Below are 26308 nucleotides of genomic sequence, written 5' to 3'. Positions count from 1 at the left end.
GTAGCAGATGATTTGTCCACGTTGCGCTGATGAACATATTGAATTGATGGCGACCTCTCCGGTCAAAGGGATCTGGACGGTGTATCAGTGCCAGCATTGTCTGTACACCTGGCGTGATACCGAGCCGCTACGCCGTACCAGCCGTGAACATTATCCGCAAGCGTTTCGCATGACGCAGAAAGATATTGATCAAGCGCCGATGGTGCCGAGCATTCCACCGCTGCTGGCGGAAGATAAGCGTTAATAAAAAAGCCGGATGGCGGCTGACGCCTTATCCGGCCTACGGATTGTGGTGTGTCTTGCTGGCCTGTGCATCGGGCGTTGTGCCGGATGGCGGCTGGCGCCTTATCCGGCCTACGGATTGTGGTTGTGTTTTGCTGGCCTGTGCATCGGGCGTTGTGCCGGATGGCGGCTGGCGCCTTATCCGGCCTACGTATTGCGATGCTTCTTGTAGGCCCGGTAAGCGTAGCGCCAGCGGGCGTTTCTGATTTACACCAGACTCTTCAACCGGTAGATCCACTCCAGCGCCTGGCGTGGCGTCAGAGAGTCAGGGTCGAGGTTTTCCAGCGCTTCAACGGCAGGAGAGGTCTCTTCCGCAACCGACAGCAGCGACATCTGCGTACCATCCACCTGGGTCGCGGCGGCATTCGGCGAGAGGCTTTCCAGCTCGCGCAGCTTCTGCCGCGCGCGTTTGATCACCTCTTTCGGCACGCCCGCCAGCGCAGCTACCGCCAGACCGTAACTCTTGCTTGCCGCCCCGTCCTGCACGCTGTGCATAAAGGCGATGGTATCGCCGTGCTCCAGCGCGTCCAGATGCACATTCGCGACGCCTTCCATTTTCTCCGGCAACTGCGTCAGTTCGAAGTAGTGGGTGGCGAACAGCGTCAACGCTTTGATCTTATTCGCCAGATTTTCCGCACACGCCCACGCCAGCGACAGGCCGTCATAGGTCGATGTGCCGCGCCCGATTTCGTCCATCAAAACCAGACTGTTTTCGGTCGCGTTGTGCAAAATATTGGCGGTTTCGGTCATCTCGACCATGAAGGTTGAACGACCGGAAGCCAGATCGTCCGCCGCGCCTACGCGGGTAAAGATGCGGTCGATCGGGCCAATCTCAACGCTTTGCGCTGGCACGTAGCTGCCAATATACGCCAGCAGCGCAATCAGCGCGGTCTGACGCATATAGGTGCTTTTACCCCCCATGTTCGGCCCGGTGATAATCAACATTCGGCGCTGCGGGGAAAGGTTCAGCGGGTTGGCGATAAACGGCTCGTTCAGCACCTGCTCGACAACCGGATGGCGACCTTCGGTAATACGAATGCCGGGCTTATCGCTAAAGGTCGGACAGGTATAATTCAGCGTATACGCGCGTTCAGCCAGGTTGACCAGCACGTCCAGTTCAGCCAGCGCATTGGCGCTCTGTTGCAGCTCTGCCAGGTGAGGGAGCAGCAGATCAAACAGTTCGTCATAAAGCTGTTTTTCCAGCGCCAGCGCTTTGCCTTTAGAGGTCAGAACTTTGTCTTCGTACTCTTTCAGCTCGGGAATAATGTAGCGCTCGGCGTTTTTCAGCGTCTGACGGCGGACGTAGTTAATGGGCGCCAGGTGGCTTTGCCCACGGCTGATCTGGATGTAATAACCGTGTACGGCGTTAAAGCCGACTTTCAGCGTATCCAGCCCGGTACGTTCACGCTCGCGGATTTCCAGACGATCGAGATAGTCGGTCGCCCCGTCAGCCAGCGCGCGCCATTCGTCCAGCTCTTCGTTGTAGCCCGGCGCAATAACGCCGCCGTCGCGCACCAGAACCGGCGGCGCGTCGATAATGGCGCGTTCCAGCAGATCGCGCAGTTCGGTAAACTCGCCCATTTTCTCGCGCAGGTTCTGCACGGGGGCGCTGGTTACGGTTTCAAGCTGTGCGCGCAGTTCCGGTAACTGCTGGAAGGCGTGACGCATACGGGCGAGGTCGCGTGGTCGGGCGGTACGCAAGGCCAGACGGGCGAGGATACGCTCCAGGTCGCCCACCTGACGCAGCACCGGTTGCAATTCACTGGTCACATCCTGCAACGCGCCAATGGTCTGCTGACGTTCGATCAGGGTTTTCGTGTCGCGCACCGGCATATGCAGCCAGCGTTTGAGCATACGGCTGCCCATTGGCGTGACGGTGCAGTCGAGCACCGAAGCCAGCGTATTGTCCACGCCGCCCGCCAGGTTCTGGGTGATCTCCAGGTTGCGGCGCGTGGCGGCATCCATAATGATGCTGTCCTGCTGGCGTTCCATTGTAATGGAGCGAATGTGCGGCAGTGAAGTGCGCTGGGTGTCTTTGACGTACTGCAACAGACAGCCTGCGGCGCACAGTCCGCGTGGTGCGTTCTCTACGCCAAAGCCGATCAGGTCCCGTGTACCAAATTGCAGGTTTAGCTGCTGGCGAGCGGTATCGATTTCAAATTCCCACAGCGGGCGACGGCGTAAACCACGGCGGCCGTCGATCAGCGCCATTTCGGCAAAATCTTCGGCGTATAGTAGTTCTGCCGGGTTAGTGCGCTGTAATTCTGCGGCCATCGTTTCACGGTCAACCGGTTCGCTTAAGCGAAAACGCCCGGAGCTGATGTCCAGCGTGGCGTAACCGTAGCCTTTGCTGTCCTGCCAGATGGCAGCCAGCAGGTTGTCCTGGCGCTCCTGCAACAGCGCTTCATCGCTGATAGTGCCAGGCGTAACGATGCGCACGACCTTACGTTCAACCGGGCCTTTGCTGGTGGCCGGATCGCCAATCTGTTCACAGATTGCGACGGACTCCCCTTGATTGACCAGCTTCGCAAGGTAGTTTTCGACGGCGTGATGCGGGATGCCCGCCATCGGAATCGGTTCGCCCGCCGATGCGCCGCGTTTGGTCAGCGAAATATCGAGTAATTGCGAGGCGCGGCGTGCATCGTCGTAAAACAGTTCGTAAAAATCGCCCATGCGGTAAAACAGCAGGATCTCCGGGTGCTGGGCTTTCAGCTTGAGATACTGCTGCATCATGGGGGTATGGGCGTCGAGATTATCGATTGTACTCATGGAGTCGTGTCCAGTTCCCTGATTTTAAATGGATTGCGATGCTTTTTCTTTTCGTTGTTATCACATAAGGGGCACATGATAACGGAGATACGCATTTCAGGGAAAGCAGCGATGGACGACTTATCGATCCTTATTCCGTTTCTGATTTTTATAACTGCTGTTTGAGCTGCATTTCGGAACGCCGCTCCCGCAACGTAGCGTAAATAAATGCCACGATGAAGATCGCAGTGAACAATACCACGATGGTTGGCGCAGGGGCGCTGTCGAGGAAAAACGACAGATAAACGCCGAGAAAAGAGGTGACGACCGACAGCGTGACCGCCAGCATCAGCGCGCGGGCAAAACGCCGCGTCAGCAAAATCGCAATCGCGCCAGGGGCGATTAACAGCGAGATGGAAAGAATAATCCCTACCGATTTCAGCGTTGCGACGATGGTCAACGCGATCATGCACAACAGGCCATAATGCAGCAGGGAGGTATTAAGGCCGCTGGCTTTTGCCTGGTGTGGATCGAAGGCATGCAGTAAAAAATCTTTCCATTTTAGCCCGATAATCAGCGCAATACCCAGCGCAATCAGCGCCGTTTGCAGAATATCGCTGATGGACACGCCCAGCATATCGCCGAACAGAATATGATCCAGATGGACTTCAGACTGGATAGAAACGTACAGCACCAGCCCTGCGCCAAACATTCCTGAGAAGACGATTCCCATGATGGTATCGCGCTTAATACGGCTGTTATCGTCGAGATAGCCGGTGGCAACCGCGCAGAATAGCCCGGCAATAAACGCGCCGATGGCCAGCGGAATACCGGCGATATAGGCCAGCACAATGCCGGGGAACACGGCGTGACTCATGGCGTCGCCCATTAACGCCCAGCCTTTCAGCACCAGAAACACCGACAATAACGCGCAGGGGATCGCCACAATTGCCGAGACCATGAGCGCGTTGATCATAAAATCAAACTGGAAGGGTTCCAGTAAGGCGGTTAAGCGCATGGGGTCTCCTTATTCAGGCGCGCACGACGGCGGTTGGCAAGCAGGCCGTGTTTCGGAGCGAAGATAAACGCCAGCAGAAACAATAGCGTTTGCAGGACGACGATGATCCCGCCGGTCGCACCATCCAGCCAGTAGCTGAGCCAGGCGCCGAAAAAGCTGGTCAGGCTGCCAATGGCGACGGCGATGGTTAACAGGCGCGGAAAACGATCGGTCAGCAGCCAGGCGGTGGCGCCAGGCGTGACCACCAGACAGATCACCAGAAAAGCGCCGACGGTTTGCAGAGCGGCGACGGTGGAGACCGACAGCAACGTGAAAAACAGCAGCTTCAGCCGGGCGGGGTTAAGCCCAATCGATCGCGCATGGTTTTCGTCGAAAAAAGTCACCATCAGATCTTTCCACTTCAGCAGCAAAATCACCAGAGAGACCGTACCGATGATCGCCAGTTGCAGAATATCTTCCGGCGCAATAGCCAGCACGTTGCCGAGGATAATGGTCTGGATGTTGACCGACATCGGATTGAGCGAAACCATAAACAGCCCGATGCCAAAGAAAGAGGAGAAGATAAGACCGATAATCGCGTCTTCCTTCAGGCGTGAACGCTGGTTGAGAAAAAGCATGCTGCCCGCCGCCAGGCCGCCGGAGAGAAACGCGCCGAGAGAGAAGGGCAGCCCCAGCATATATGCGCCCGCCACGCCGGGGACGATGGAGTGGGAAAGCGCGTCGCCAATCAGCGACCAGCCTTTAAGCATCAGATAGCAGGAGAGAAAGGCGCACAGGCCGCCGACCATTGCCGAGACCCACATGGCGTTGAGCATGTACTGGTAGCCGAACGGTTCCACAAGCCAGTTCATGATGATTCACCTCCGCCTGCTGCGCGCCGTGAGATAAAGGGACGCTCGTCGTCGGTGATGATATGCTCCTCGCCGCCGCTCAGCGCCACATGACGCAATACGCCGCTGAACGCCAGTTCGAGGTTTTCAGCGGTGAAGGTGGTTTCCGTCGGGCCGCTCGCCAGCACGGTGCCTTTGATCATCACCGTGTAATCGCAAAACTCCGTTACCGAGCCGAGGTTATGCGTTGAAACCAGCATGGTGCGGCCTTCATCGCGCAGCTCGCGCAACAGGGCAATAATGCGGGCTTCGGTTTTCACGTCAACACCGGTAAAAGGCTCATCCAGAAGAATAACCTGCCCGTCCTGGGCGATGGCTCTGGCCAGAAAGACGCGTTTTTTCTGCCCGCCGGAAAGCTCGCCAATCTGCCGATAGCGATATTCCAGCATGTCCACCCGCGCCAGCGCAGCGTCCACGCTTTCACGATCGCGCGCGCTGGGGCGGCGCAGCCACCCCATATGGCCGTAGCGCCCCATCATTACCACATCTTCCACCAGTACCGGAAACGACCAGTCCACCTCTTCAGATTGCGGGACATAGGCGATCAGATTCTGTTTCAACGCTTTGTTGACGGGCTGTTGCAGGATGGCGATTTCTCCCTTCACCAGTCGGACAAACCCCATCAATGCTTTAAACAGCGTCGATTTCCCTGAACCGTTGACGCCAACCAGCGCGGCAATTGAGCCGCCAGGCACCTGAAACGTTGTGTCCCGCAGGGCAGTGTGACCATTGCGATACGTCACCGTGACGCGATCAACGGTAATCGCAGATTGACTCATTTCTGGCTCCTCAGCCCGTCAGTGATGCCGCTGACGATGGTTTCAGTTGTGACGCGCAGCAGATCCAGATACGTCGGCACCGGACCGTCGGCAGCGCTCAGAGAATCAACATATAGCACACCGCCGTAGTGCGCGCCGGATTCACGCGCGACCTGGCGGGCCGGTTTATCGGAAACGGTACTTTCGCTGAACACCGCCGGGATGTGATGTTCCCTGATCGCGTCGATCACTTTGCGTACCTGTTTAGGCGTGCCTTGCTGATCGGCGTTGATCGGCCAGAGGTACAGCTCTTTCAGGTCGTTATCGCGCGCCAGATAGGAAAATGCCCCTTCACTGGTCACCAGCCAGCGCTTGTCGGCAGGAATCTTCGCCAGCGCGTCGCGTAGTGGATCGAGCGTCTGGCGGATTTGGGCTTTATAGTTTTCGGCGTTTTTCTGGTACGTCGCGGCGTTATCTGGATCGTATTTCACCAGCGCATCGCGAATGTTATCCACGTAAATCAGCGCATTTTCCGCCGACATCCAGGCGTGCGGGTTGGGTTTGCCGTTATACGGCCCTTCGGTAATGCCCATCGACTTCACGCCGTTGGATACCGTAACTTCCGGCACGCCGGATAAGTGCTGGTAGAACCGGGCGAACCACAGCTCCAGGTTCAGGCCGTTAGAGAGGATCAACTGCGCGCCCTGCGCCCGCTTAATGTCGCCGGGCGTCGGCTGATACTCGTGGATCTCCGCGCCAGGCTTCGTGATTGAACTGACGTCCGCCGCATCGCCCGCTACGTTTTTCGCCATGTCGGCGATGACGGTAAACGTTGTGATGACCTTAAATTTATCTTTTGCATAAGCAGGCGACAGCGCAAGCATCGCCAGCGCGCTGGCAAGGAGAATGGATTTCAGACGGAGCAAGTGCGGCATAGTATCCCTCATCATAATGCGGTTAATTATTCATCGAATATAGCCTTTGCTATGTTATATAGCACAAGGTATAGATAAATGAAAATAATTCTTATTTACGTAGGGCGCTAAGGATGTGTCACCTTAGGGTGATAGTCCTGAGAGAAGATAAGGTGTATTATTTATGCAACTTATTTGTGGAGGCATCATGTCCGGTAAGCGTATTGCTCGTGAAAAACTGACGATTAAAAAAATGATCGCGCTGTACGAGAGCCAGTGCCCGCAGGCCTCAAACGAGCAAGGTCATTACGATGCGCTGTTTGCCTATGCGCAAAAGCGGCTGGATAAGTGCGTGTTTGGCGAGGAAAAACCGGCCTGTAAGCAGTGTCCGGTGCACTGTTATCAGCCCGCGAAGCGTGAGGAGATGAAGCAGATCATGCGTTGGGCAGGCCCAAGAATGCTCTGGCGCCATCCGATTTTGACCATCCGTCACCTTATTGATGACAAACGCCCCGTCCCGGAATTGCCGGAAAAGTATCAGCGCAAGAAATAAATGTGTCTTGCCGGATGGCGGGAGTTAATCGCAGTTGCGTAGGCCCGATAAGCGTTAGCGCCATCGGGCAACACCATTACGCTTTGGTCGCAATCAGAATCGCTGACGCCTTAATCAGCGCAATAACGCGACTGCCCTGCGCCAGTTTCATCTCTTCCTGACTTTCATTGGTGACAACGGCCACAATCTCAAAACCAGCGTCGGTTTTGATGTGTACAGTCGCGTTGACCGCGCCTTCCGTTACCTGAGATACGCTACCGGCAAACTGGTTGCGGGCGGAGAACTTCAGGCCGCAATCTTCGCTTGCCAGAGTAACCCAGGGGGCTTTAATCAAAGCAATGGCGTCTTTTCCGTTTGTCAGACCCAGCGCCTGCTGGCTGCTGTGAGTGACAATCGCCACCAGTTTTGCGCCGCCCGCCAGCGTCAGTTCAACTTCATCATTCACCGCACCCGTTGCGACTGCGCTAACCGTACCGGTCAGTTGATTACGTGCTGATACCGCCATACTGCCTCCTTTCGTTGAGATATCTGCCAGTATAGCCAGAGATGCTATACCAATGCATCTTTATCAATGCCTAATCGTTTCATGCGAGAGAGCAGGGTGGTGCGCTTCAGCCCCAGACGCTGCGCGGCGCCTTTTGGCCCCGCCACCACGCCATTTGTCTCTTTCAACACGCGCATAATGAGCTGAAATTCATCCTCGCCCTCCTGGGCGACTTCGGTGGCGACCGGCGGCGCGCCCGGCGTGAGCATTCCCATGTCCGGCAGCGAGAGTTGCAGCACGTTGCCCCGCGTCAGCAGAACGGCGCGCTCGACGACGTTTTCCAGCTCGCGGACGTTCCCCGGCCACTCCATATTGCTCAGCGTGCGTAGCGTTTCGGCAGGAATACTGTTGATGTTGCGCCCCATCCGGCGGGCGATTTTAAAGGTGAAGGCTTTGACCAGCAGCGGAATGTCCTCCGGGCGCTCGCGCAGCGGCGGGAGCTGGATCGGAAAGACGTTCAGACGGTAATAGAGATCGTTGCGGAACTCACGATCGGCCACCATTTTTTTCAGATCGCGGTTGGTGGCGGCGATCAGCCTGACGTCCGTCTGGATCAGTTTATTGCTGCCCAGACGTTCAAATTCCTGCTCCTGGAGCACACGCAGCAGTTTCGGCTGTAGCTCCAGCGGCATGTCGCCCACTTCATCAAGAAACAGCGAGCTTTTATCCGCCAGCTCAAAACGACCAATACGCTGCGCGCTGGCGCCGGTAAAGGCGCCGCGCTCGTGACCAAACAGATCGCTTTCCAGCAGCCCGGCGGGCATCGCCGCGCAATTCATCTTCACCATTCGCCGTGCGTTACGCCCGCTCAGATTATGAATCGCCCGGGCAATCAGCTCTTTACCGGTTCCTGTTTCACCGAGGATCAGGACGGTGCTGTCGCTTTGCGCCACCATCTCCACCTGCTTGAGCACGTTGTACATGGCTTCGCTGCGACCGATTATCTCGCCAAATTCGCTATCCACGTTATTGAGCTGCTCGGTAAGCGCCAGGTTCTCGTCGACCAGACGCTCTTTCAGCCGGTGAATCTCCTGATAGGCGAGGGCGTTGTCCACGGCAATCGCCACGCGTTCGGCAATCTGGCGCAGCAGTTTGAGGTTGGCGGTGGTAAACACTTTTTCTTCGCATTGCGCCAGCTTCAGCACGCCGAGCATTGTATTGCCGGACATCAGCGGCAGCAGACACAGGGTCTGTATCTGGTTGCCCCAGGTGTCGAACAGCATACGTTCGTACGGCGCAAGCGTATCCCGCTCGTTCAGGTTAATCAGCAGCATCTCTTTGCTTTTGAAAACCCGTTCAGAGAGTGTTCCCGCTTCGTCCACTTCGCTTTGTTCATGCGCGGGATTATGTTCATCCAGATAATGCGTGGAATAGATACTCAGCTTGTTTTTGCGGGAGCTGTGCAGGACGATGCTAATGGCATCGATATTAAAGTAGTGGTGGATCTCTTTCGCGACTTCGCTCACCAGTTCGTCGATGTCCAGCCGTGAAAGCACGGCATTGGTGATCGCCACCAGAATGCGGAAGTTGTCGCGCTCACGGCACAGGAGATCGTAGTCAACGTTATTGCTGACCCGACACTGAATTTGCTCAGCGACCACTGCGACAATCTGGGTGAAGGTTTGCAGACGTTCGTACTCTTTCTCGCTCCACGGCTGGTCGTTTTGGCGGATGAATTCGCAGCCGCCAAAAATGCGCCCTTCAGCGGCCAGCGGCAGCAAACAGTAGTGGCCAAATTCACCGTACAGCCCGTTTGTCGCCAGTTGCGGCCAGGTTTCGCTGAATTCGTGATGATTGCAGTGCAGCGCATCGGGGCGCGAGAGAATGCGCCGAACCGGGCCGTGTGCCAGCACGGTTTCGTCTTCATACGCGACAGCTTTACCATTTTCGCGAGTTGCATAATAACGCGCGCGTTGTGTCTGTGGCTGCCATAACACAATAGCCGCGCTGTCGGCCAGCGCTGAGCGCTTGACCAGTTGCGAAAGCGCTTCACTGAGCGACGCCAGGTCGGGCTGCTGCAATAATGTACGAGTGATGTCGAACAAACCTTGTTGTCCGAGATCGCTCATCGGTGTATACGACATGTTGCTTTTCCAGAAAAGCACCGCGATGCGGTGCGAAAACGGTAAATAAATTATAGATATAGGTAATATATTTTGGGTATCACCGCAGGCCTGTCCATCCGTAGGCCTGATAAGCGCAGCGCCATCAGGCGCCTTTGCCGGATGGCGGCGTAAACGCCTTATCCGGCCTACAAACTGCGTCGAACCGTAGGCCTGATAAGCGCAGCGCCATCAGGCACCTTTGCCGGATGGCGGCGTAAACGCCTTATCCGACCTACAAACTGCATTGAACCGTAGGCCTGATAAGCACAGCGCCATCAGGCGCTAGCATATACGCGGCAACGGTTCGGCGTGGGGTAAATCAAGGGTACGTTTCACGCCATACAGACCGGCCAGGCGAACGCCTCTGCGTTCAACCACCTCGCCGATCGGCGCCGCATCGCGGCCCAGCGGATGCGCGCGCAGCGCGTCAAGCACCGCGTCTGCGGCCTGACGCTCAACGGCGATCACCAGTTTGCCTTCATTGGCAAAGTTAAGCGCATCCAGCCCCAGCAGTTCGCAAACGCCGCGCACCGCCGGTTTGACCGGCAGCGCGGATTCGGACAACTCAATACCGAAGCCGCAGGCGGCGGCAAACTCATGGGCGACAGCATTCACGCCGCCGCGCGTCGCATCGCGTAAGGCTTTCACGCCTGGAATATCGCGCAGCGTCTGAATAAGCGGGGTTAATACTGCGCAGTCGCTGACCAGCTCGCCATCCAGCCCCAGTTGTTCACGCAAATTGAGGATCGTTGCGCCATGATCGCCGAGCGTGCCGCTGACCAGCAGCACATCTCCCACACTTAATGTCTGCGCCCCCCAGTGAATATTGGCGGGAATCGCCCCCATCCCGGCGGTGTTGATGAACAGCTTATCCGCCGCGCCGCGCTGAACGACTTTGGTATCACCGGTCACAATGGCGATACCGGCTTCGCGCGCGGTTGCCGCCATGCTGTTCACCACGCTTTTCAGCGTCTCCATCGGCAGACCTTCTTCGAGGATAAAGCCGCAGGAGAGATAACGCGGGATCGCGCCGCTGACCGCCACGTCGTTGGCCGTGCCGCAAATCGCCAGTTTGCCGATATTGCCGCCGGGGAAAAACAGCGGGTCAATAACATAGCTGTCGGTGGAGAAGGCCAGGCGGTCGCCTTCCGCCGCCAGTTGCGCCAGTTCAAGACGCGCCTGATCTTCCTGCTCAGCCAACCACGGGTTGGCAAAGGCCTCCATAAACAGGCTGTTAATCAGCTGCTGCATGGCCAGACCGCCGCTGCCGTGGGCAAGTTGTACGCTGTTCATGCTTCACACTCCTGCTGACGATATTGATACCAGGCGGCGCATGCCCCCTCGGAGGAGACCATTAACGCGCCGAACGCCGTCTGCGGGTTACAGGTCGTGCCAAACAACGGGCACTGGTGCGGTTTGCACTTGCCGGTGAGCACTTCTCCGCAGCGCGCACGCGGATCGTCGCACACCTGTTGCGGCGCCGGGCGGAAGTGCGCTTCGGCGTCAAACCGCTGGTAGTCTGGCGTCAGGTGGACACCGGATGATTCAATCACGCCCAGCCCGCGCCATTCGCTGTCGCCGTTGACGCAAAACACCTCGGCGATAGCCTGTTGCGCCAGTAGATTACCGGCATCCGGCACCACGCGACGGTACTGGTTCTCAACCTGGCTATGGGAGGCTATTTTCTGCTCAACCAGCATGACGACGCCTTGCAGTAGATCAAGCGGTTCGAATCCCGCCACCACCAGAGGACGATGGAAATCCGTCGCGATGAAGCTATAGGCGTCGGTACCGATCACCATGCTGACGTGACCCGGCGCGAGAAACGCGTCAATTCCGTTATCCGGCTGCTCCAGCAGGCTGCGCAGCGTTGGAATAAGCGTGATGTGCTGGCAGAAAAAGTAAAAGTTCTGCACGTTGCGAAGCTTCGCCTGTTGCAGCGTGATGGCGGTGGTCGGCATGGTGGTTTCAAATCCCAGACCGAAGAAAACGACTTTGCGCGTTGGGTTTTCCTGCGCCAGTTTCAGGGCATCCATTGGCGAATAAACAATGCGGATATCTGCGCCACGGGCTTTGGCCTGCAATAGCGAACCCTGTTTCCCCGGTACGCGTATGGCATCGCCAAAGGTGCAGAAAATCACCTCAGGATGGCTGGCGATCTCCACGCAGCTGTCAATTCTGCCCATCGGCAGCACGCAGACAGGGCAACCGGGGCCGTGGATAAACTCCACGTTGTCGGGCAGCAGTTGGTCGAGGCCGAACTTGAAGATGGCGTGCGTATGACCGCCGCATACTTCCATGATGCGCAGCGGACGTTCGGCGGTATAAGGGAGATGCGCGGCACGTTCACGCAGGTGATCAATCAACTGCATCACCTGTTCCGGTGCGCGATATTCGTCAACAAAACGCATTATTTTTCCTCGCCATACAACAAAGCGCCGACGTCCGGTTCGACATCAAACATGTTTTGCAGCGCGTCGAGGGTGTCGCGCGCTTCCGCTTCGTTAATCACACTCATGGCAAAACCAACGTGAACCAGCACCCACTGGCCCAGACGCGGCTCACCGCTCTCATCGCAACTGCCAACCAGCGTCAGGTCGACATCGCGCTGGATGCCGCAGACATCGACTTTCGCCTGATTGCCGTCAATGGAGCGAATTTGCCCCGGAACGCCTATGCACATCGCTGTGCCTCCAGCCAGTTCAGCCACCGATCCATCCCTTCGCCGCTGGTGGCGGAGATGAGGATGATCTCAATGTCAGGATTGACTTCCCGGGCGCTGGCGATGCACTTCTCAACGTCAAAATTGAGGTACGGCAGCAGATCGACTTTGTTCAGGAGCATGAGCGAAGCGGCGGCGAACATATGCGGGTATTTCAGCGGCTTGTCTTCGCCTTCCGTAACGGAAAGCACTGCCACTTTATGGCGCTCGCCGAGGTCAAAGCTGGCCGGGCAGACAAGGTTGCCGACGTTTTCGATAAACAGAATACCGTTGTCGGCCAGCGGCAGACGCGGAGCGGCATCGGCAATCATTTGCGCATCAAGATGGCAGCCTTTGCCGGTGTTGACCTGAATAGCGGGCGTACCGGTCGCGCGGATGCGGGCGGCGTCGTTGACCGTCTGCTGGTCGCCTTCAATCACCGCGCACGGCACACTGTCTTTTAACTTCATCAGCGTTTCGGTCAGCAGGGTGGTTTTACCGGAACCGGGGCTGGAGACAAGGTTGAGCACCAGATGCTGGCGGGCGGCGAAGCGGGCGCGGTTGCGCTCGGCCAGACGGTTGTTTTTGTCCAGCACGTCAATTTCGACTTCCAGCATCCGGCGCTGGCTCATACCCGGCGCATGGGTTCCCGCTTCACCGTGACCGTAGTGCAGATCGCCTTCTGCGGTCTGGCTCGGGGTAAAGGCGGATGTCTTCACGCCGGTGATGTTCAGTGCCGGGCGAGCCGCCGGGGCAAAAGGCGCGCTACGAAACGCCGAATGGGGATTATGCTCATCTCCCTCTATATAAAGGTTGCCTTCACCGCAACCGCATGTCGTACACATCGCTCACTCCTGATCTCTATCTTGCGGTAACTCTATTGCCGGATGGCGGCTTTGCTTTATGCAGCCTACAACTCAGGCCATTCCTGTCGGCCGGATAAGACGCTCAGGCGTCGCTATCCGGCGTTGGATTACTGTCTATTTCAATTCGGCGAATCTGCAACCCGTCATCGGCCACAATGCGTAACGTGTCGCTCTGGCATTGCGGACAACGGCGCACGCGCTGCGTCAGTAACGTGACGTACTGCTGACAAGACTCGCACCAGCATTCGGCTTCTTGTTCTTCGAGGTGGAGTTTACAACCTTCCGCCAGGGTGCCACGGCATACCAGATCAAAACAAAAGGCGAGAGCGCTGGTTTCTACGCAAGAAAATGCGCCAATTTTGAGCCAGACCCCAGTTACCCGTTTTGCACCGTGCGCTGCGGCCTGTTGTTCAATTAATTCCAGTGCCCGTTGGCAGAGAGTTATTTCGTGCATATCGCCTCCCGAATTCATTGCCCTGAATAAGCAATAAATATGCCAATTATTTTTCCCTTGCTTGTGACAATGACGACGATGACGAAATGACATGTCGTCACAGCGTCGAACGTGATAGCTATTTTTGTATCATCATGAAAAATAAAGGTTTAAAAACTGGCATGGAAAATGCTTAAGGCTGGCTATCTCTGCTAACCGGGTAACCTGACATGACTATTTGGGAAATAAGCGAAAAGGCTGATTACATCGCGCAGCGGCATCATCGCCTGCTGGACCAGTGGCGAATCTACTGCAACTCACTGGTTCAGGGGATCACCTTATCAAAAGCGCGTCTGCATCACGCCATGAGCTGTGCGCCGGACAAAGATCTGTGCTTTGTGCTTTTCGAGCACTTCACGATTTACGTCACCCTGGCGGACGGCTTTAACAGCCACACCATCGAGTATTACGTCGAAACCAAAGACGGTGAAGATAAGCAGTTGATTGCACAAGCGCAATTGACCATTGACGGCCTCGTTGATGAGAAGGTCAGTAACCGCGATCGCGAGCAGGTGCTGGAGCACTATCTCGAAAAAATCGCCAGCGTTTACGACAGCCTGTACACCGCCGTGGAAAACAATCGCCCGGTGAATTTACGTCAACTGGTAAAGGGAAATAGCCCGGCGGCATAAGCACGAGGCGCTGCCCGTTGTTACTCGCGGCGTGCGCTTCACGCTGCATATGAATGTTTGAGGGGATGGGAATGTCGATAAGTGTCGAAAATGACATTTTTCAGACATGTTTTCGTCAAAAATGACTATCACCTGAGGAATGCCTGGTGAATCGTTTTGTAATTGCTGACTCCACGCTCTGTATTGGCTGCCACACCTGTGAAGCAGCCTGTTCAGAGACGCATCGCCAGCACGGCCTGCAATCAATGCCGCGGCTGAAAGTGATGCTCAATGAAAAAGAATCCGCGCCGCAGCTGTGTCACCACTGTGAAGATGCGCCCTGTGCCGTGGTGTGCCCGGTGAACGCCATCAATCGGGTAGACGGCGCCGTACAGTTGAATGAAAGCCTGTGCGTAAGCTGCAAGCTGTGTGGCATTGCTTGCCCGTTCGGCGCGATTGAATTTTCCGGCAGCCGTCCGCTGCATATTCCGGCGAATGCCAATTCACCGAAAGCCCCGCCGGCGCCTCCCGCGCCGGCACGCGTCAGCACGCTGCTGGACTGGGTGCCGGGCGTGCGCGCCATCGCGGTCAAATGCGATCTGTGCAGCTTCGACGAACAAGGCCCGGCCTGCGTGCGGATGTGTCCGACCAACGCGTTACACCTGGTGAATAACATGGATATCGCCCGCGCCAGCAAGCGCAAACGTGAGCTGACCTTCAACACCGATTTTGGCGATCTCACCTTGTTTCAGCAGGCGCAAAGTGGGGAGGCAAAATGAACGCAATTTCACTGATCAATAGCGGTGTGGCCTGGTTCGCGGCGGCGGCCGTACTGGCATTTCTGTTTTCCTTTCATAAAGCGCTGAGCGGCTGGGTCGCCGGTGTCGGCGGCGCGGTCGGCAGTCTGTATACCGCGGCGGCGGGTTTTTCCGTCCTGGTGAATGCGACAGCGGTCAGCGGCGTGATGCCGTTGATCGGTCATGGTTTACAAATCACCCCGCTGAACGCCATCTGGCTGATTACGCTGGGGCTGTGCGGGCTGTTCGTCAGCCTGTACAACATCGACTGGCATCGTCACCCACAGGTGTTAGCCAACGGGCTGCTGGTAAACCTGCTGATGGCGGCGGCAGTTTGCGCGGTCGTCGCCAGCAATCTCGGCACGCTGGTGGTGATGGCGGAAATCATGGCGCTGTGCGCGGTGTTTCTTACCGGTTGCAGCAAAGAGGGCAAACTGTGGTTTGCGCTGGGGCGTATCGGTACGCTGCTGCTGGCTGTCGCCTGCTGGCTGGTGTGGCAGCGTTACGGCACGCTGGAACTGCGTCTGCTCGATCTGCGCGCCCAGGCGCTGCCGCTCGGTTCTGACATCTGGCTGCTCGGCGTAGTCGGTTTTGGTCTGCTGGCCGGGATTATCCCGCTGCACGGTTGGGTGCCGCAGGCGCACGCCAACGCCAGCGCGCCGGCAGCGGCCCTGTTCTCTACCGTGGTGATGAAAATGGGTCTGCTGGGCATTCTCTCTTTATCGCTGATTGGCGGCAATGCGCCGCTGTGGTGGGGTGTTCTGCTGCTGGTGCTCGGCATGATCACCGCGTTTGTCGGCGGTCTGTATGCGCTGATGGAACATAACATTCAGCGTCTGCTGGCGTACCACACCCTGGAAAACATCGGCATTATCCTGCTCGGTCTGGGCGCGGGCGTCACCGGTATCGCCCTTAATCAACCGGCGCTGATTGCGCTCGGCCTGACCGGTGGTCTCTATCATCTGGTCAACCATAGCCTGTTCAAAAGCGTGCTGTTTTTGGGCGCGGGCAGCATTTGGTTCCGTACCGGGCACCGCGACATCGAAAAACTGGGCGGTATTGGTAAACGTATGCCGGTGATTTCTGTCGCGATGTTGATTGGCCTGATGGCGATGGCCGCGCTGCCGCCGCTGAACGGGTTTGCCGGTGAGTGGGTTATCTATCAGTCCTTCTTCAAACTGGGCAACAGCGGCGCGTTCATTGGCCGTCTGTTAGGGCCGCTGCTGGCCGTCGGGCTGGCGATTACCGGTGCGCTGGCGGTGATGTGTATGGCGAAAGTCTATGGCGTCACTTTCCTCGGCGCGCCGCGTACCAAAGAGGCGGAAAACGCCTGCTGTGCGCCAATCCTGATGGGGGTGAGCGTCGTCGCGCTGGCCATTTGCTGCGTGCTGGGCGGTGTTGCCGCGCCGTGGCTGCTGCCGCTGATCTCCGCTGCCGTGCCTCTGCCGCTGGAGACGGCGAATACCACCGTTTCTCAGCCGATGATCGCGCTGCTGCTGATCGCCTGTCCGCTGCTGCCGTTCATCATCATGGCGATTTTCAAAGGCAACCGTCTGCCGTCGCGTTCACGCGGCGCGGCCTGGGTCTGTGGCTACGACCACGAGCAGTCGATGGTGATTACCGCCCACGGTTTCGCCATGCCGGTGAAAGAGGCCTTTGCCCCGGTACTCAAGTTGCGTAAATGGCTTAACCCGGTATCGCTGGTTCCGGGCTGGCAGAATGCGGCGGCACCGGTTCTGTTCCGCCGCCTGGCGCTGATTGAGCTGGCGGTGCTGGTGGTGATTGTGGTTTCACGAGGAGCCTGAGAATGAGTGTGTTATATCCGTTAATTCAGGCGCTGGTGTTATTCGCCGCAGCGCCGCTGCTGTCCGGTATTACCCGCGTGGCGCGTGCCCGGTTGCACAACCGTCGCGGGCCGGGCGTTTTGCAGGAGTATCGTGACCTGATCAAGCTGTTGGGGCGCCAGAGCGTTGCGCCTGCCGATTCCGGCTGGGTCTTTCGCCTGACGCCGTTTGTGATGGTCGGCGTCATGCTGACTATCGCGACCGCGCTGCCGGTGGTGACGGTTGGTTCACCGTTGCCGCAGTTGGGCGATCTGATCACCCTGATCTACCTCTTTGCGATCGCCCGCTTCTTCTTTTCTATTGCCGGTCTGGATACCGGGAGTCCGTTTACCGCGATCGGCGCAAGCCGCGAAGCGATGCTCGGCGTACTGGTGGAGCCAATCCTGCTGCTCGGCCTGTGGGTGGCGGCGCAGGTGGCCGGTTCCACACACATCAGCAATATCACCGACACGATTTACCACTGGCCGGCAGCGCGCAGCATTCCGCTGATGCTGGCGCTGTGCGCCTGCGCGTTCGCCACCTTTATCGAGATGGGCAAACTGCCGTTCGATCTGGCGGAAGCGGAGCAGGAGTTGCAGGAAGGCCCACTGACCGAATACAGCGGCAGCGGCTTCGCGGTGCTGAAGTGGGGCATCAGCCTGAAACAGCTGGTGGTGCTGCAAATGTTTGTCGGCGTATTCCTGCCGTGGGGACAGATGGAAACCTTCAGCGCGGGTGGGCTGCTGCTGGCGCTGGTGATTGCCATCGTCAAGCTGATCGCTGGCGTACTGGTGATTGCCCTGTTCGAAAACAGCATGGCGCGCCTGCGTTTTTGCGCCACTTCACGCGTGACCTGGGCCGGTTTTGGGTTTGCGTTTTTAGCATTCGTCTCCTTGCTGGTGGCGTGATTTAAGAGAGTTTGAGCATGTCTGAAGAAAAATTAGGTCAACAATACCTTGCGGCGCTGCACCAGGCTTTTCCGGGCGTGGTGCTGGACGAAGCCTGGCAGACCAAAGATCAGCTGACCCTCACCGTGAAGGTGAACTACCTGCCGGAAGTGGTGGAGTTTCTCTACTACAAACAGGGCGGATGGCTCTCGGTACTGTTTGGCAACGACGAACGCCAGCTGTGCGGCCACTATGCCGTTTACTACGTGCTGTCGATGGAGCAGGGGACGAAGTGCTGGATTACCGTGCGCGTTGAAGTCGATGCCAACAAACTGGAGTTTCCGTCCGTGACGCCGCGCGTGCCGGCTGCCGTCTGGGGCGAACGTGAAGTGCGCGACATGTATGGCCTGATTCCGGTAGGGCTGCCTGACGAACGCCGCCTGGTGCTGCCGGATGACTGGCCGGATGAACTCTATCCTCTGCGTAAAGACAGCATGGATTACCGTCAACGCCCGGCGCCGACCACCGATGCCGAAACCTACGAATTTATCAACGAGCTGGGTGACAAGAAAAACAACGTGGTGCCGATCGGCCCGCTGCACGTCACCTCTGATGAACCGGGTCACTTCCGTCTGTTTGTTGACGGCGAAAACATTATCGACGCCGATTACCGCCTGTTCTACGTCCATCGCGGCATGGAGAAACTGGCGGAAACCCGTATGGGTTACAACGAAGTCACCTTCCTGTCGGACCGCGTGTGCGGCATTTGCGGCTTTGCTCACAGCACCGCCTATACCACCTCCGTCGAGAATGCGATGGGCATCGTGGTGCCGGAACGCGCGCAGATGATTCGCGCCATTCTGCTGGAGGTGGAGCGTCTGCACTCGCACCTGCTGAACCTCGGCCTGGCCTGTCACTTCACCGGCTTTGACTCCGGCTTTATGCAGTTCTTCCGCGTGCGTGAAACGTCGATGAAAATGGCGGAGATCCTTACCGGGGCGCGTAAAACTTACGGTCTGAACCTGATCGGCGGGATTCGTCGCGATCTGCTGAAAGAGGACATGATCCAGACCCGTCAACTGGCGCAGCAGATGCGCCGCGAGGTGCAAGAACTGGTGGATATGCTGCTCAGCACGCCGAACATGGAGCAGCGCACCGTCGGCATTGGGCGCCTCGACCCGGAAATCGCCCGCGACTTCAGTAACGTGGGGCCGATGGTGCGCGCCAGCGGTCACGCCCGCGATACCCGCGCCGATCACCCGTTTGTCGGCTACGGCCTGCTGCCGATGGAAGTGCATAGCGAGCAGGGCTGTGACGTCATCTCCCGTCTGAAAGTGCGCATCAACGAAGTGTACACCGCGCTGAACATGATCGATTTCGGCCTGGATAACCTGCCGGGCGGCCCGCTGATGGTGGAAGGCTTTACCTATATCCCACACCGTTTTGCGCTGGGCTTTGCCGAAGCGCCGCGCGGGGATGACATCCACTGGAGCATGACCGGCGACAACCAGAAGCTGTACCGCTGGCGCTGCCGTGCGGCGACCTACGCCAACTGGCCGACCCTGCGCTATATGCTGCGCGGTAACACGGTCTCCGACGCGCCGCTGATCATCGGTAGCCTCGACCCTTGCTACTCCTGTACCGACCGCATGACCGTGGTGGATGTGCGTAAGAAGAAGAGCAAAGTCGTGCCGTACAAAGAACTTGAGCGCTACAGCATTGAGCGTAAAAACTCGCCGCTGAAATAAGGAATCGCCATGTTTACCTTTATCAAAAAAGTTATCAAAACCGGCGCGCCGACGTCGTCGTATCCGCTGGAGCCGATTGCGGTCGATAAAAACTTCCGTGGCAAACCGGAGCATAATCCGCAGCAGTGTATTGGCTGCGCAGCCTGCGTTAATGCCTGCCCGTCGAATGCGCTGACGGTTGAAACCTGCCTTGTTACCGGTGAGCTGGCCTGGCAGTTCAACCTCGGGCGCTGCATCTTTTGCGCCCGCTGTGAAGAAGTGTGCCCGACAGCGGCGATTAAACTCTCTCAGGAATATGAGCTGGCGGTGTGGAAGAAAGCGGACTTTCTGCAACAGTCCCGCTTTACGCTGTGCAATTGCCGCGTGTGCAACCGTCCTTTCGCGGTGCAGAAAGAGATTGATTACGCCATCGCGCTGCTGAAACACAATGGCGACAGCCGCGCGGAATATCACCGTGAAAGCTTTGAGACCTGCCCGGACTGCAAGCGTCAGAAATGCCTGGTGCCGTCCGACCGTATTGAACTGACTCGCCATATGAAAGAGGCCAGCTGATGAGCAATTTATTAGGCCCACGCGACGCCAACGGCATTCCGCTGCCGATGACGGTGGATGAATCCATCGCCAGCATGAAGGCGTCTTTGCTGAAAAACATTAAGCGTTCGGCGTATGTCTACCGCGTGGACTGCGGTGGCTGCAACGGCTGCGAAATCGAAATTTTTGCCACCCTTTCTCCGCTGTTTGACGCCGAACGTTTTGGCATCAAAGTCGTCCCGTCACCGCGTCATGCGGATATTCTGCTGTTCACCGGGGCGGTGACGCGCGCGATGCGTTCTCCGGCGCTGCGCGCCTGGCAGTCCGCGCCGGACCCAAAAATCTGTATCTCTTACGGCGCCTGCGGCAACAGCGGCGGTATCTTCCACGACCTGTACTGCGTCTGGGGCGGCACCGACAAAATCGTACCGGTGGATGTCTACATTCCGGGCTGCCCGCCGACGCCTGCGGCAACGTTGTACGGTTTCGCGATGGCGCTGGGTTTGCTGGAGCAGAAAATTCACGCCCGCGCGCCGGGTGAACTGGACGAGCAGGCGGCAGAGATTCTGCATCCCGACATGGTGCAGCCGCTGCGCGTGAAGGTGGATCGCGCGGCGCGTCGTCTGGCGGGTTATCGCTATGGCCGTCAGATCGCCGATGATTACCTGACCCAACTGGGGCAGGGTGAACATCAGGTGGCGCGCTGGCTGGAAGTGGAAAACGATCCGCGTCTGACCGAGATTGTCACTCACCTGAATCATGTGGTTGAAGAGGCGCGTATCCGATGAGTGAAACGGTGGTGTTCAGTCAACTGAGCCGTAAGTTTATTGATGAGAACGATGCGACGCCCGCCGAGGCGCAGCAGGTTGTCTATTACAGCCTGGCGATTGGCCACCACCTTGGGGTCATCGACTGCCTGGAAGCGGCGTTAACCTGCCCGTGGGAGGATTATCTGGCGTGGATCGCGACTCTGGAAGAGGGAAGCGAGGCCAGACGTAAAATGGAAGGCGTGCCGAAGTACGGCGAGATCGTCATCGATTTTAACCATGTGCAAATGCTGGCGCGCGCTTTCGACAGCGCGCTCGCTGCGCAAAGCCCGCAACAGCAGGCGTGGAGCAAGCTGATGCTGAGTATGCTCCACGATATTCATCAGGAAAGCGCCATCTATCTGATGGTGAGGAGACACCGTGACTGACGTTTTATTGTGCGTCGGCAACAGTATGATGGGCGATGACGGCGCCGGGCCGCTGCTGGCCGAGATGTGCGCCGCGCAGCCTAAAGGCAACTGGGTTGTTATTGACGGCGGCAGCGCGCCGGAGAACGATATTGTCGCGATCCGCGAACTGCGCCCGGATCGTCTGCTGATTGTCGATGCGACCGACATGGGGCTGAATCCGGGCGAGATCCGCATCATCGACCCGGATGACATCGCCGAAATGTTTATGATGACCACCCACAATATGCCGTTGAATTACCTGGTGGATCAGCTGAAAGAGGACGTTGGCGACGTGATTTTCCTCGGCATCCAGCCGGATATCGTTGGCTTTTATTATCCGATGACGCCGCCGGTGAAAGAGGCGGTGGAAGTGGTTTATTCAAGGCTTGCAGAGTGGGTTGGCGACGGGGGATTTTCTCCGTTCTGAGCGGGTGCCCGGTGGCGCTACGCTTACCGGGCCTACGGTTTTGTAGGCCGGGTAAGGCTAAGCCGCCACCCGGCAAAACGGGCTACGCCAAATCTTCCCCGTTACTCGCAATCACTTTCTTGTACCACCAGAATGATTTTTTGCGGGTACGCGCCAGCGTGCCGTTGCCAGCGTCGTCACGGTCGACATACACAAACCCGTAGCGTTTGCTCATTTCGCCTGTCGAGGCGGACACCAGATCGATGCAGCCCCAGGTGGTGTAACCCATCAGCGGCACGCCGTCTTCAATGGCGTCGGCCATCGCCCGAATATGCTCACGCAGGTAGCTGATGCGGTAATCATCATGGATCTCACCTTTCGTGTCCGGCTCATCTTTCGCGCCGAGGCCGTTTTCCACCAGAAACAGCGGCTTCTGGTAGCGGTCATACATCATATTCATAGTGATGCGCAGACCAAGCGGGTCAATCCCCCAGCCCCATTCGCTGACGTCAAGGTGCGGATTGCGCAGCGATTTCACCACGTTGGCGGCGTTGGTGTTATTAGCGTTCATCTCCGCTGAAGCGCAGCGTGACGCGTAGTAGCTAAACGAGACGAAATCGACGGTGTTCTTCAGGATAGCGTCGTCTTCCGGGGCTTTTTCAATCACCACGCCTTTCTCGCGAAAGACGCGGGCGGAATAGGCCGGGTAAGCGCCGCGCGCCTGCACATCGATAAAGAACAGGTTTTCGCGGTCTTTCTCCAGCGCGGTCCAGACGTCCTGCGGTTTACAGGAGTACGGATAAAAATTACCGCCCGCCAGCATACAGCCGACCTGGTTTTGCGGGTTGACCTCATGGGCGATTTGGGTCGCCAGCGCGCTGGCAATCAGCTCGTGATGTGCGGCCTGATACTTCACCTGATCCTGATTTTCACCTTCCTCAAACACTAGGCCCGCGCCGGAGAATGGGCTGTGCAGCATGATGTTGATTTCGTTGAACGTCAGCCAGTATTTCACCAGACCGTCAAAGGCTTCAAAGCAGGTTCGCGCGTAGCGGGTAAAGAATTCCACCATTTTGCGATTGCGCCAGGAGCCGTACTCCGTCACCAGGTGCATCGGCACATCGAAGTGGCACAGCGTGACCAGCGGCTCAATACCGTACTTTTTACACTCTTCAAACACCGCGCGATAAAACGCGATGCCTTCTTCGTTCGGCGTCAGCTCATCGCCGTCAGGGTAGAGACGGCTCCAGGCGATCGAGGTGCGAAACACCGTGAAGCCCATCTCCGCCATCAGGGCGATATCGTCTTTATAGCGATGGTAAAAATCAATCGCGTCATGGCCTGGATAAAATTCGTCATCCCGCAGTTGAAAGCGTTTCTCCAGCCCCAGTTTTACCGGCATCCGGTGCTCGCCGTGCGGGATCATATCGACGGTGCTCAGCCCTTTGCCGCCTTCCCGGTATGCCCCTTCAGACTGGTTGGCGGCCAGTGCGCCGCCCCATAAAAATCCTTGCGGAAATACAGACATAGTCATCCTCAATATGCGCCAGTCAGATGCTGGCTTCTTTTGCAGTAGTCGGTTGCGCGGCCTGGTTTTTTCTTGCCTGTGCGGCTGCGTCTTCCACGGGGATATCTTCAAAGCCGAGGAGCAGCGTCAGAACAAAAGAGAGCACCACGGCCAGCGCCATCACGCCAAACACCCAGGCGATGGTTATCGGGTTCGCCGGATCGAAGAACTGGACGCTGGTGAACAGGCCCGGTGCCGCCATCGAGTGGCTGGCAAGCCCCGCCATACCTGCCACCGCGCCGCAGATAAAGCCGCTAATCAGGCTCGCAATCAGCGGACGCTTCAGACGTACCGCCACGCCGTACAGCGCCGGTTCGGAGATCCCCGCCATAATTGCGGAAGCGGCGGCGGCAAGCGCCGTCTGGCGCAGTTCCGGGTTTTTGGTTTTCCATGCGACGGCCAGAGAGGAACCGCCCAGCGACAGGTTAGCGCCAATTTCAGACGGCATGACCATGCCTTCTTTGCCGGTTTCAGCAATGGTCTGGATGATGGTTGGGGTAAAGACGCGGTGCATCCCGGTCATGACCAGCAGCGGCCACAGCGCGCCCATGATGGCGACGGAAAGCCAGCCCAGATAGCCGTGAATGGTGTAAACCAGCGCGGAGATGGCGCTACCGATCCAGATCCCGATTGGGCCGATTAAAACAATGGCGAGCGGGGCGGCGATCAGGACGATCAGCATTGGTTTCAGGAAGTTTTTCGTGACGGCCGGGGTAATGCGATCCACCCAGCGTTCGATGTATGAAAGACACCACGTCATCACCAGCGCCGGGATCACCGTGTAGGTGTATTTCACCGCCGTCACCGGGATCAGGGCAAATTCAACGTGTTCACCTTCGGCGGCTTTCGCCATCAGGTCGATAAAACTCGGGTGAACCAGCACGCCTGCGATGGCAATCGCCAGCGACATGTTTGTTTTGAACTTGATTGCCGCTGACGCCGCCACCATCAGCGGCAGGAAGAAGAACGCGCCGTCGCCAATCACCGTCAGGATGGTCAGCGTGGAGGCGCCTTTTTCCAGCAGTCCCGTCATTTCGAGGATCATGGCCAGCAGTTTCAGCATCGATCCGCCGATAATCGCCGGGATCAACGGGGACATAGTGCCGATCAGCGCGTCAAGGATCCCCGCGCCGATGCGTTTAAAGGTGAGTTTAGGTTTACCGACGGGCGCTGCGGGCTGCATATCGGTCGGCAGCAGACTGACGACTTCGCGATACGCCTGTGAAACGGTGTTGCCGATAATCACCTGGCACTGGTTGTCGCTGCGAACCACGCCGAGAACGCCGCTGAGGGTTTTCAACGTCGCGCTGTCGACCTGCGCGTCATCTTTGAGAACGAAACGTAGACGCGTCATACAGTGTGTCACGGCGGTGATGTTATCCACACCGCCCAGCGCCGTCACCACGGAGCGCGCCAGTGCCGCATAATTCTTAGACATCGGATTTTATCCTGTTTTATCAATAGGGTAGTTTTATCGTCTTACGCCTTTTCGCTAAAAAAACGTGGGCAATGAAACGCAAAATAGGAAACCGGTTCCACAAAATCATGAATAGTTTCACTGAATGACACAAGATCACAATTTGATCATTTTTTATAATTGTGAGAATGATCACTTGTTGTTTTGGGCGGTGATTTACCATCAAGGACAACAACGGTACGGTGAAGTACACTGCGTGTCATTGAGTGCTAATGGATGAGTAATATGACGACGATGCTGGAGGTGGCGAAACGCGCCGGGGTGTCGAAAGCGACGGTTTCCCGGGTGCTTTCAGGTAACGGCTACGTCAGCCAGGAGACCAAAGACCGCGTGTTTCAGGCCATTGAAGAGAGCGGCTATCGACCCAATTTGTTAGCGCGCAGTCTGGCGGCGAAGAAAACGCAGACCCTCGGTCTGGTGGTGACGAACACCCTTTACCACGGCGTTTATTTTAGCGAGCTGCTGTTTCATACGGCGCGGATGGCAGAGGATAAGGGGCGTCAGCTTCTGCTCGCGGACGGCAAACACAGCGCGGAAGAAGAGCGTCAGGCGATTCAGTATCTGCTCGATCTGCGCTGCGACGCCATTATGATTTATCCCCGTTTTCTTAGCGTGGATGAGATTGACGACATTATCGACTCACACGCCCAGCCCATTATGGTGCTTAACCGTCGGCTGCGAAGAAACAGCAGCCACTGCGTTTATTGCGACCAGAAGCAGACCAGTTTTAACGCGGTGGAACAGTTGATCGCCGGGGGGCATCGCGAGATTGCGTTTATCACCGGTTCGATGGATTCCCCTACCGGCGTAGAGCGTCTCTCAGGGTATAAAGACGCATTGACGCGACACGGCATCGCTATCAATAACGAATTGATTGTCAACGGAAAGTGGACGCCCGCCAGCGGTGCTGAAGGGGTGGATACGCTCCTGGCGCGCAAGGTGAGTTTTACCGTGCTGGTAGCCAGTAATGACGATATGGCGATTGGCGCCATCAAACAGTTACACGAGCGTGGCATGAGCGTGCCTGCGCAGACCTCGGTCATTGGATTCGACGATATCGCGATGGCGCCCTATACCATCCCGGCGCTTTCCAGCGTTAAAATTCCGGTCACGGAGATGATTCAGGAGACGATTGGACGTCTTATCTTCATGCTGGACGGCGGTGAATTTACGCCGCCAAAAACCTTTACCGGTGCGCTGATCCTGCGCGATTCGGCAGCGCCGCTGCCTGCCCGCTGATCTCGCTTTACATTGTCATTTGTCATCGTCATTCGTGACGATGACAGTGCCTGGTCACAATGTCATCATCAAATATCAAGCAATAACAATCAGTTAAAAACTGGCACGATTTATGAATGTTTCGGCACATAATC

26 protein-coding genes are annotated in these 26308 nt (G+C 57.3%); 12 read left to right on the top strand and 14 right to left on the bottom strand.

The window, feature by feature from the left end:
* Positions 1-7 precede the first annotated feature (7 nt).
* Positions 8-244 (top strand): non-oxidative hydroxyarylic acid decarboxylases subunit D, encoded by a 237-nt coding sequence (locus OGV67_RS02150; RefSeq protein ID WP_047461644.1) that lies wholly within the window; start codon positions 8-10, stop codon positions 242-244.
* A 245-nt stretch (positions 245-489) separates the two neighbouring features.
* Here OGV67_RS02150 and mutS read toward each other — a convergent pair whose 3' ends face one another.
* The 5 genes from mutS to sitA form a co-directional block, all read right to left on the bottom strand.
* On the bottom strand, positions 490-3051 hold the full coding sequence (mutS, locus tag OGV67_RS02145; RefSeq protein ID WP_012134851.1) for a DNA mismatch repair protein MutS: 2562 nt from the start codon (positions 3049-3051) through the stop codon (positions 490-492).
* A gap of 148 nt (positions 3052-3199) precedes the next feature.
* Positions 3200-4048 (bottom strand): iron/manganese ABC transporter permease subunit SitD, encoded by an 849-nt coding sequence (gene sitD / locus OGV67_RS02140; protein ID WP_012134850.1) that lies wholly within the window; start codon positions 4046-4048, stop codon positions 3200-3202.
* The gene (gene sitC, locus OGV67_RS02135) at positions 4039-4899 is read right to left on the bottom strand and encodes an iron/manganese ABC transporter permease subunit SitC (RefSeq protein WP_012134848.1); all 861 of its coding nucleotides are present in this window, start codon (positions 4897-4899) and stop codon (positions 4039-4041) included. The genes sitD and sitC overlap by 10 nt, the downstream gene beginning before the upstream one ends.
* The gene (gene sitB, locus OGV67_RS02130) at positions 4896-5717 is read right to left on the bottom strand and encodes an iron/manganese ABC transporter ATP-binding protein SitB (RefSeq protein WP_115614481.1); all 822 of its coding nucleotides are present in this window, start codon (positions 5715-5717) and stop codon (positions 4896-4898) included. The genes sitC and sitB overlap by 4 nt, the downstream gene beginning before the upstream one ends.
* Positions 5714-6631 carry an iron/manganese ABC transporter substrate-binding protein SitA gene (gene sitA, locus OGV67_RS02125; protein ID WP_115614482.1) on the bottom strand — a complete coding sequence of 306 codons (918 nt, stop codon included), beginning with the start codon at positions 6629-6631 and terminating at the stop codon, positions 5714-5716. Before sitA ends, sitB begins: the two co-directional genes overlap by 4 nt.
* 187 nt (positions 6632-6818) lie before the next feature.
* Between sitA and OGV67_RS02120 the strand changes: the two genes are divergently transcribed.
* Positions 6819-7163: a nitrous oxide-stimulated promoter family protein gene (locus OGV67_RS02120; RefSeq protein WP_024130896.1), complete on the top strand. Its 345-nt coding sequence runs from the start codon at positions 6819-6821 to the stop codon at positions 7161-7163.
* 76 nt (positions 7164-7239) lie between these two features.
* On the opposite strand, the gene OGV67_RS02115 is transcribed toward OGV67_RS02120, so the two are convergent.
* The 7 genes from OGV67_RS02115 to hypA all read right to left on the bottom strand — a co-directional run bounded on the left by OGV67_RS02115 (position 7240) and on the right by hypA (position 13833).
* The gene (locus tag OGV67_RS02115; protein WP_012134844.1) at positions 7240-7668 is read right to left on the bottom strand and encodes a TOBE domain-containing protein; all 429 of its coding nucleotides are present in this window, start codon (positions 7666-7668) and stop codon (positions 7240-7242) included.
* Positions 7669-7712: 44 nt separating this feature from the next.
* Entirely contained in the window at positions 7713-9791 is a 2079-nt protein-coding gene (gene flhA, locus OGV67_RS02110) for a formate hydrogenlyase transcriptional activator FlhA (protein ID WP_115614483.1), read from the bottom strand.
* A 303-nt stretch (positions 9792-10094) separates the two neighbouring features.
* Positions 10095-11105: a hydrogenase expression/formation protein HypE gene (gene hypE / locus OGV67_RS02105; protein WP_047461655.1), complete on the bottom strand. Its 1011-nt coding sequence runs from the start codon at positions 11103-11105 to the stop codon at positions 10095-10097.
* A complete protein-coding gene (gene hypD / locus OGV67_RS02100; RefSeq protein WP_012134841.1) occupies positions 11102-12223 on the bottom strand; it encodes a hydrogenase formation protein HypD in 1122 nt (373 codons plus the stop codon). Before hypD ends, hypE begins: the two co-directional genes overlap by 4 nt.
* The gene (gene hypC, locus OGV67_RS02095) at positions 12223-12495 is read right to left on the bottom strand and encodes a hydrogenase 3 maturation protein HypC (protein WP_047461662.1); all 273 of its coding nucleotides are present in this window, start codon (positions 12493-12495) and stop codon (positions 12223-12225) included. Before hypC ends, hypD begins: the two co-directional genes overlap by 1 nt.
* Positions 12486-13358, bottom strand: coding sequence for a hydrogenase nickel incorporation protein HypB (gene hypB / locus OGV67_RS02090; protein ID WP_012134839.1), 873 nt, complete (start codon positions 13356-13358; stop codon positions 12486-12488). Before hypB ends, hypC begins: the two co-directional genes overlap by 10 nt.
* A 103-nt stretch (positions 13359-13461) precedes the next feature.
* The gene (hypA, locus tag OGV67_RS02085) at positions 13462-13833 is read right to left on the bottom strand and encodes a hydrogenase maturation nickel metallochaperone HypA (protein WP_024130894.1); all 372 of its coding nucleotides are present in this window, start codon (positions 13831-13833) and stop codon (positions 13462-13464) included.
* A 209-nt stretch (positions 13834-14042) separates the two neighbouring features.
* Between hypA and hycA the strand changes: the two genes are divergently transcribed.
* The 9 genes from hycA (at position 14043) to hycI (ending at position 21912) form a co-directional block, all read left to right on the top strand.
* Positions 14043-14504 (top strand): formate hydrogenlyase regulator HycA, encoded by a 462-nt coding sequence (gene hycA, locus OGV67_RS02080; protein ID WP_012134837.1) that lies wholly within the window; start codon positions 14043-14045, stop codon positions 14502-14504.
* Between the two features lie 146 nt (positions 14505-14650).
* On the top strand, positions 14651-15262 hold the full coding sequence (gene hycB / locus OGV67_RS02075) for a formate hydrogenlyase subunit HycB (RefSeq protein ID WP_047461668.1): 612 nt from the start codon (positions 14651-14653) through the stop codon (positions 15260-15262).
* The gene (hycC, locus tag OGV67_RS02070; protein ID WP_114848663.1) at positions 15259-17085 is read left to right on the top strand and encodes a formate hydrogenlyase subunit 3; all 1827 of its coding nucleotides are present in this window, start codon (positions 15259-15261) and stop codon (positions 17083-17085) included. The genes hycB and hycC overlap by 4 nt, the downstream gene beginning before the upstream one ends.
* Positions 17086-17087: 2 nt before the next feature.
* A complete protein-coding gene (locus OGV67_RS02065) occupies positions 17088-18011 on the top strand; it encodes a respiratory chain complex I subunit 1 family protein (protein ID WP_012134833.1) in 924 nt (307 codons plus the stop codon).
* Positions 18012-18028: 17 nt separating this feature from the next.
* Entirely contained in the window at positions 18029-19738 is a 1710-nt protein-coding gene (gene hycE / locus OGV67_RS02060; protein ID WP_012134832.1) for a formate hydrogenlyase subunit HycE, read from the top strand.
* 9 nt (positions 19739-19747) lie between these two features.
* The gene (locus OGV67_RS02055; RefSeq protein ID WP_114848662.1) at positions 19748-20290 is read left to right on the top strand and encodes a formate hydrogenlyase complex iron-sulfur subunit; all 543 of its coding nucleotides are present in this window, start codon (positions 19748-19750) and stop codon (positions 20288-20290) included.
* Positions 20290-21057: a formate hydrogenlyase subunit HycG gene (gene hycG / locus OGV67_RS02050; protein ID WP_047461678.1), complete on the top strand. Its 768-nt coding sequence runs from the start codon at positions 20290-20292 to the stop codon at positions 21055-21057. Before OGV67_RS02055 ends, hycG begins: the two co-directional genes overlap by 1 nt.
* Positions 21054-21464 (top strand): formate hydrogenlyase maturation HycH family protein, encoded by a 411-nt coding sequence (locus tag OGV67_RS02045; protein WP_058668007.1) that lies wholly within the window; start codon positions 21054-21056, stop codon positions 21462-21464. Before hycG ends, OGV67_RS02045 begins: the two co-directional genes overlap by 4 nt.
* On the top strand, positions 21457-21912 hold the full coding sequence (gene hycI, locus OGV67_RS02040) for a hydrogenase maturation peptidase HycI (protein WP_115614484.1): 456 nt from the start codon (positions 21457-21459) through the stop codon (positions 21910-21912). The genes OGV67_RS02045 and hycI overlap by 8 nt, the downstream gene beginning before the upstream one ends.
* Positions 21913-21994: 82 nt before the next feature.
* Here the strand turns inward: hycI and OGV67_RS02035 are convergent, their stop codons facing one another.
* On the bottom strand, positions 21995-23419 hold the full coding sequence (locus tag OGV67_RS02035) for a 6-phospho-beta-glucosidase (RefSeq protein WP_115614485.1): 1425 nt from the start codon (positions 23417-23419) through the stop codon (positions 21995-21997).
* Positions 23420-23441: 22 nt separating this feature from the next.
* Positions 23442-24896, bottom strand: coding sequence for a PTS cellobiose/arbutin/salicin transporter subunit IIBC (gene ascF, locus OGV67_RS02030; RefSeq protein WP_115614486.1), 1455 nt, complete (start codon positions 24894-24896; stop codon positions 23442-23444).
* Between the two features lie 264 nt (positions 24897-25160).
* On the opposite strand from ascF, the gene OGV67_RS02025 reads away from it, so the two are divergent.
* Positions 25161-26174, top strand: coding sequence for a LacI family DNA-binding transcriptional regulator (locus OGV67_RS02025; RefSeq protein ID WP_200003625.1), 1014 nt, complete (start codon positions 25161-25163; stop codon positions 26172-26174).
* The last annotated feature ends 134 nt before the right edge of the window (positions 26175-26308 follow it).

The organism is Citrobacter sp. CK188 (genome assembly GCF_030333525.1).
GTDB lineage: Bacteria > Pseudomonadota > Gammaproteobacteria > Enterobacterales > Enterobacteriaceae > Citrobacter_B > Citrobacter_B koseri.
Note: the sequence above shows the minus strand (reverse complement) of the source record. Positions and strands in the feature narration are given on the sequence as shown.

Coding starts and splice junctions, on each gene's coding strand:
- OGV67_RS02150 (WP_047461644.1), top strand. CDS start 8: ATGATTTGTCCACGTTGCGCTGATGAACATATTGAATTGATGGCGACC.
- mutS (WP_012134851.1), bottom strand. CDS start 3,051: ATGAGTACAATCGATAATCTCGACGCCCATACCCCCATGATGCAGCAG.
- sitD (WP_012134850.1), bottom strand. CDS start 4,048: ATGCGCTTAACCGCCTTACTGGAACCCTTCCAGTTTGATTTTATGATC.
- sitC (WP_012134848.1), bottom strand. CDS start 4,899: ATGAACTGGCTTGTGGAACCGTTCGGCTACCAGTACATGCTCAACGCC.
- sitB (WP_115614481.1), bottom strand. CDS start 5,717: ATGAGTCAATCTGCGATTACCGTTGATCGCGTCACGGTGACGTATCGC.
- sitA (WP_115614482.1), bottom strand. CDS start 6,631: ATGCCGCACTTGCTCCGTCTGAAATCCATTCTCCTTGCCAGCGCGCTG.
- OGV67_RS02120 (WP_024130896.1), top strand. CDS start 6,819: ATGTCCGGTAAGCGTATTGCTCGTGAAAAACTGACGATTAAAAAAATG.
- OGV67_RS02115 (WP_012134844.1), bottom strand. CDS start 7,668: ATGGCGGTATCAGCACGTAATCAACTGACCGGTACGGTTAGCGCAGTC.
- flhA (WP_115614483.1), bottom strand. CDS start 9,791: ATGTCGTATACACCGATGAGCGATCTCGGACAACAAGGTTTGTTCGAC.
- hypE (WP_047461655.1), bottom strand. CDS start 11,105: ATGAACAGCGTACAACTTGCCCACGGCAGCGGCGGTCTGGCCATGCAG.
- hypD (WP_012134841.1), bottom strand. CDS start 12,223: ATGCGTTTTGTTGACGAATATCGCGCACCGGAACAGGTGATGCAGTTG.
- hypC (WP_047461662.1), bottom strand. CDS start 12,495: ATGTGCATAGGCGTTCCGGGGCAAATTCGCTCCATTGACGGCAATCAG.
- hypB (WP_012134839.1), bottom strand. CDS start 13,358: ATGTGTACGACATGCGGTTGCGGTGAAGGCAACCTTTATATAGAGGGA.
- hypA (WP_024130894.1), bottom strand. CDS start 13,833: ATGCACGAAATAACTCTCTGCCAACGGGCACTGGAATTAATTGAACAA.
- hycA (WP_012134837.1), top strand. CDS start 14,043: ATGACTATTTGGGAAATAAGCGAAAAGGCTGATTACATCGCGCAGCGG.
- hycC (WP_114848663.1), top strand. CDS start 15,259: ATGAACGCAATTTCACTGATCAATAGCGGTGTGGCCTGGTTCGCGGCG.
- OGV67_RS02065 (WP_012134833.1), top strand. CDS start 17,088: ATGAGTGTGTTATATCCGTTAATTCAGGCGCTGGTGTTATTCGCCGCA.
- hycE (WP_012134832.1), top strand. CDS start 18,029: ATGTCTGAAGAAAAATTAGGTCAACAATACCTTGCGGCGCTGCACCAG.
- OGV67_RS02055 (WP_114848662.1), top strand. CDS start 19,748: ATGTTTACCTTTATCAAAAAAGTTATCAAAACCGGCGCGCCGACGTCG.
- hycG (WP_047461678.1), top strand. CDS start 20,290: ATGAGCAATTTATTAGGCCCACGCGACGCCAACGGCATTCCGCTGCCG.
- OGV67_RS02045 (WP_058668007.1), top strand. CDS start 21,054: ATGAGTGAAACGGTGGTGTTCAGTCAACTGAGCCGTAAGTTTATTGAT.
- OGV67_RS02035 (WP_115614485.1), bottom strand. CDS start 23,419: ATGTCTGTATTTCCGCAAGGATTTTTATGGGGCGGCGCACTGGCCGCC.
- ascF (WP_115614486.1), bottom strand. CDS start 24,896: ATGTCTAAGAATTATGCGGCACTGGCGCGCTCCGTGGTGACGGCGCTG.
- OGV67_RS02025 (WP_200003625.1), top strand. CDS start 25,161: ATGACGACGATGCTGGAGGTGGCGAAACGCGCCGGGGTGTCGAAAGCG.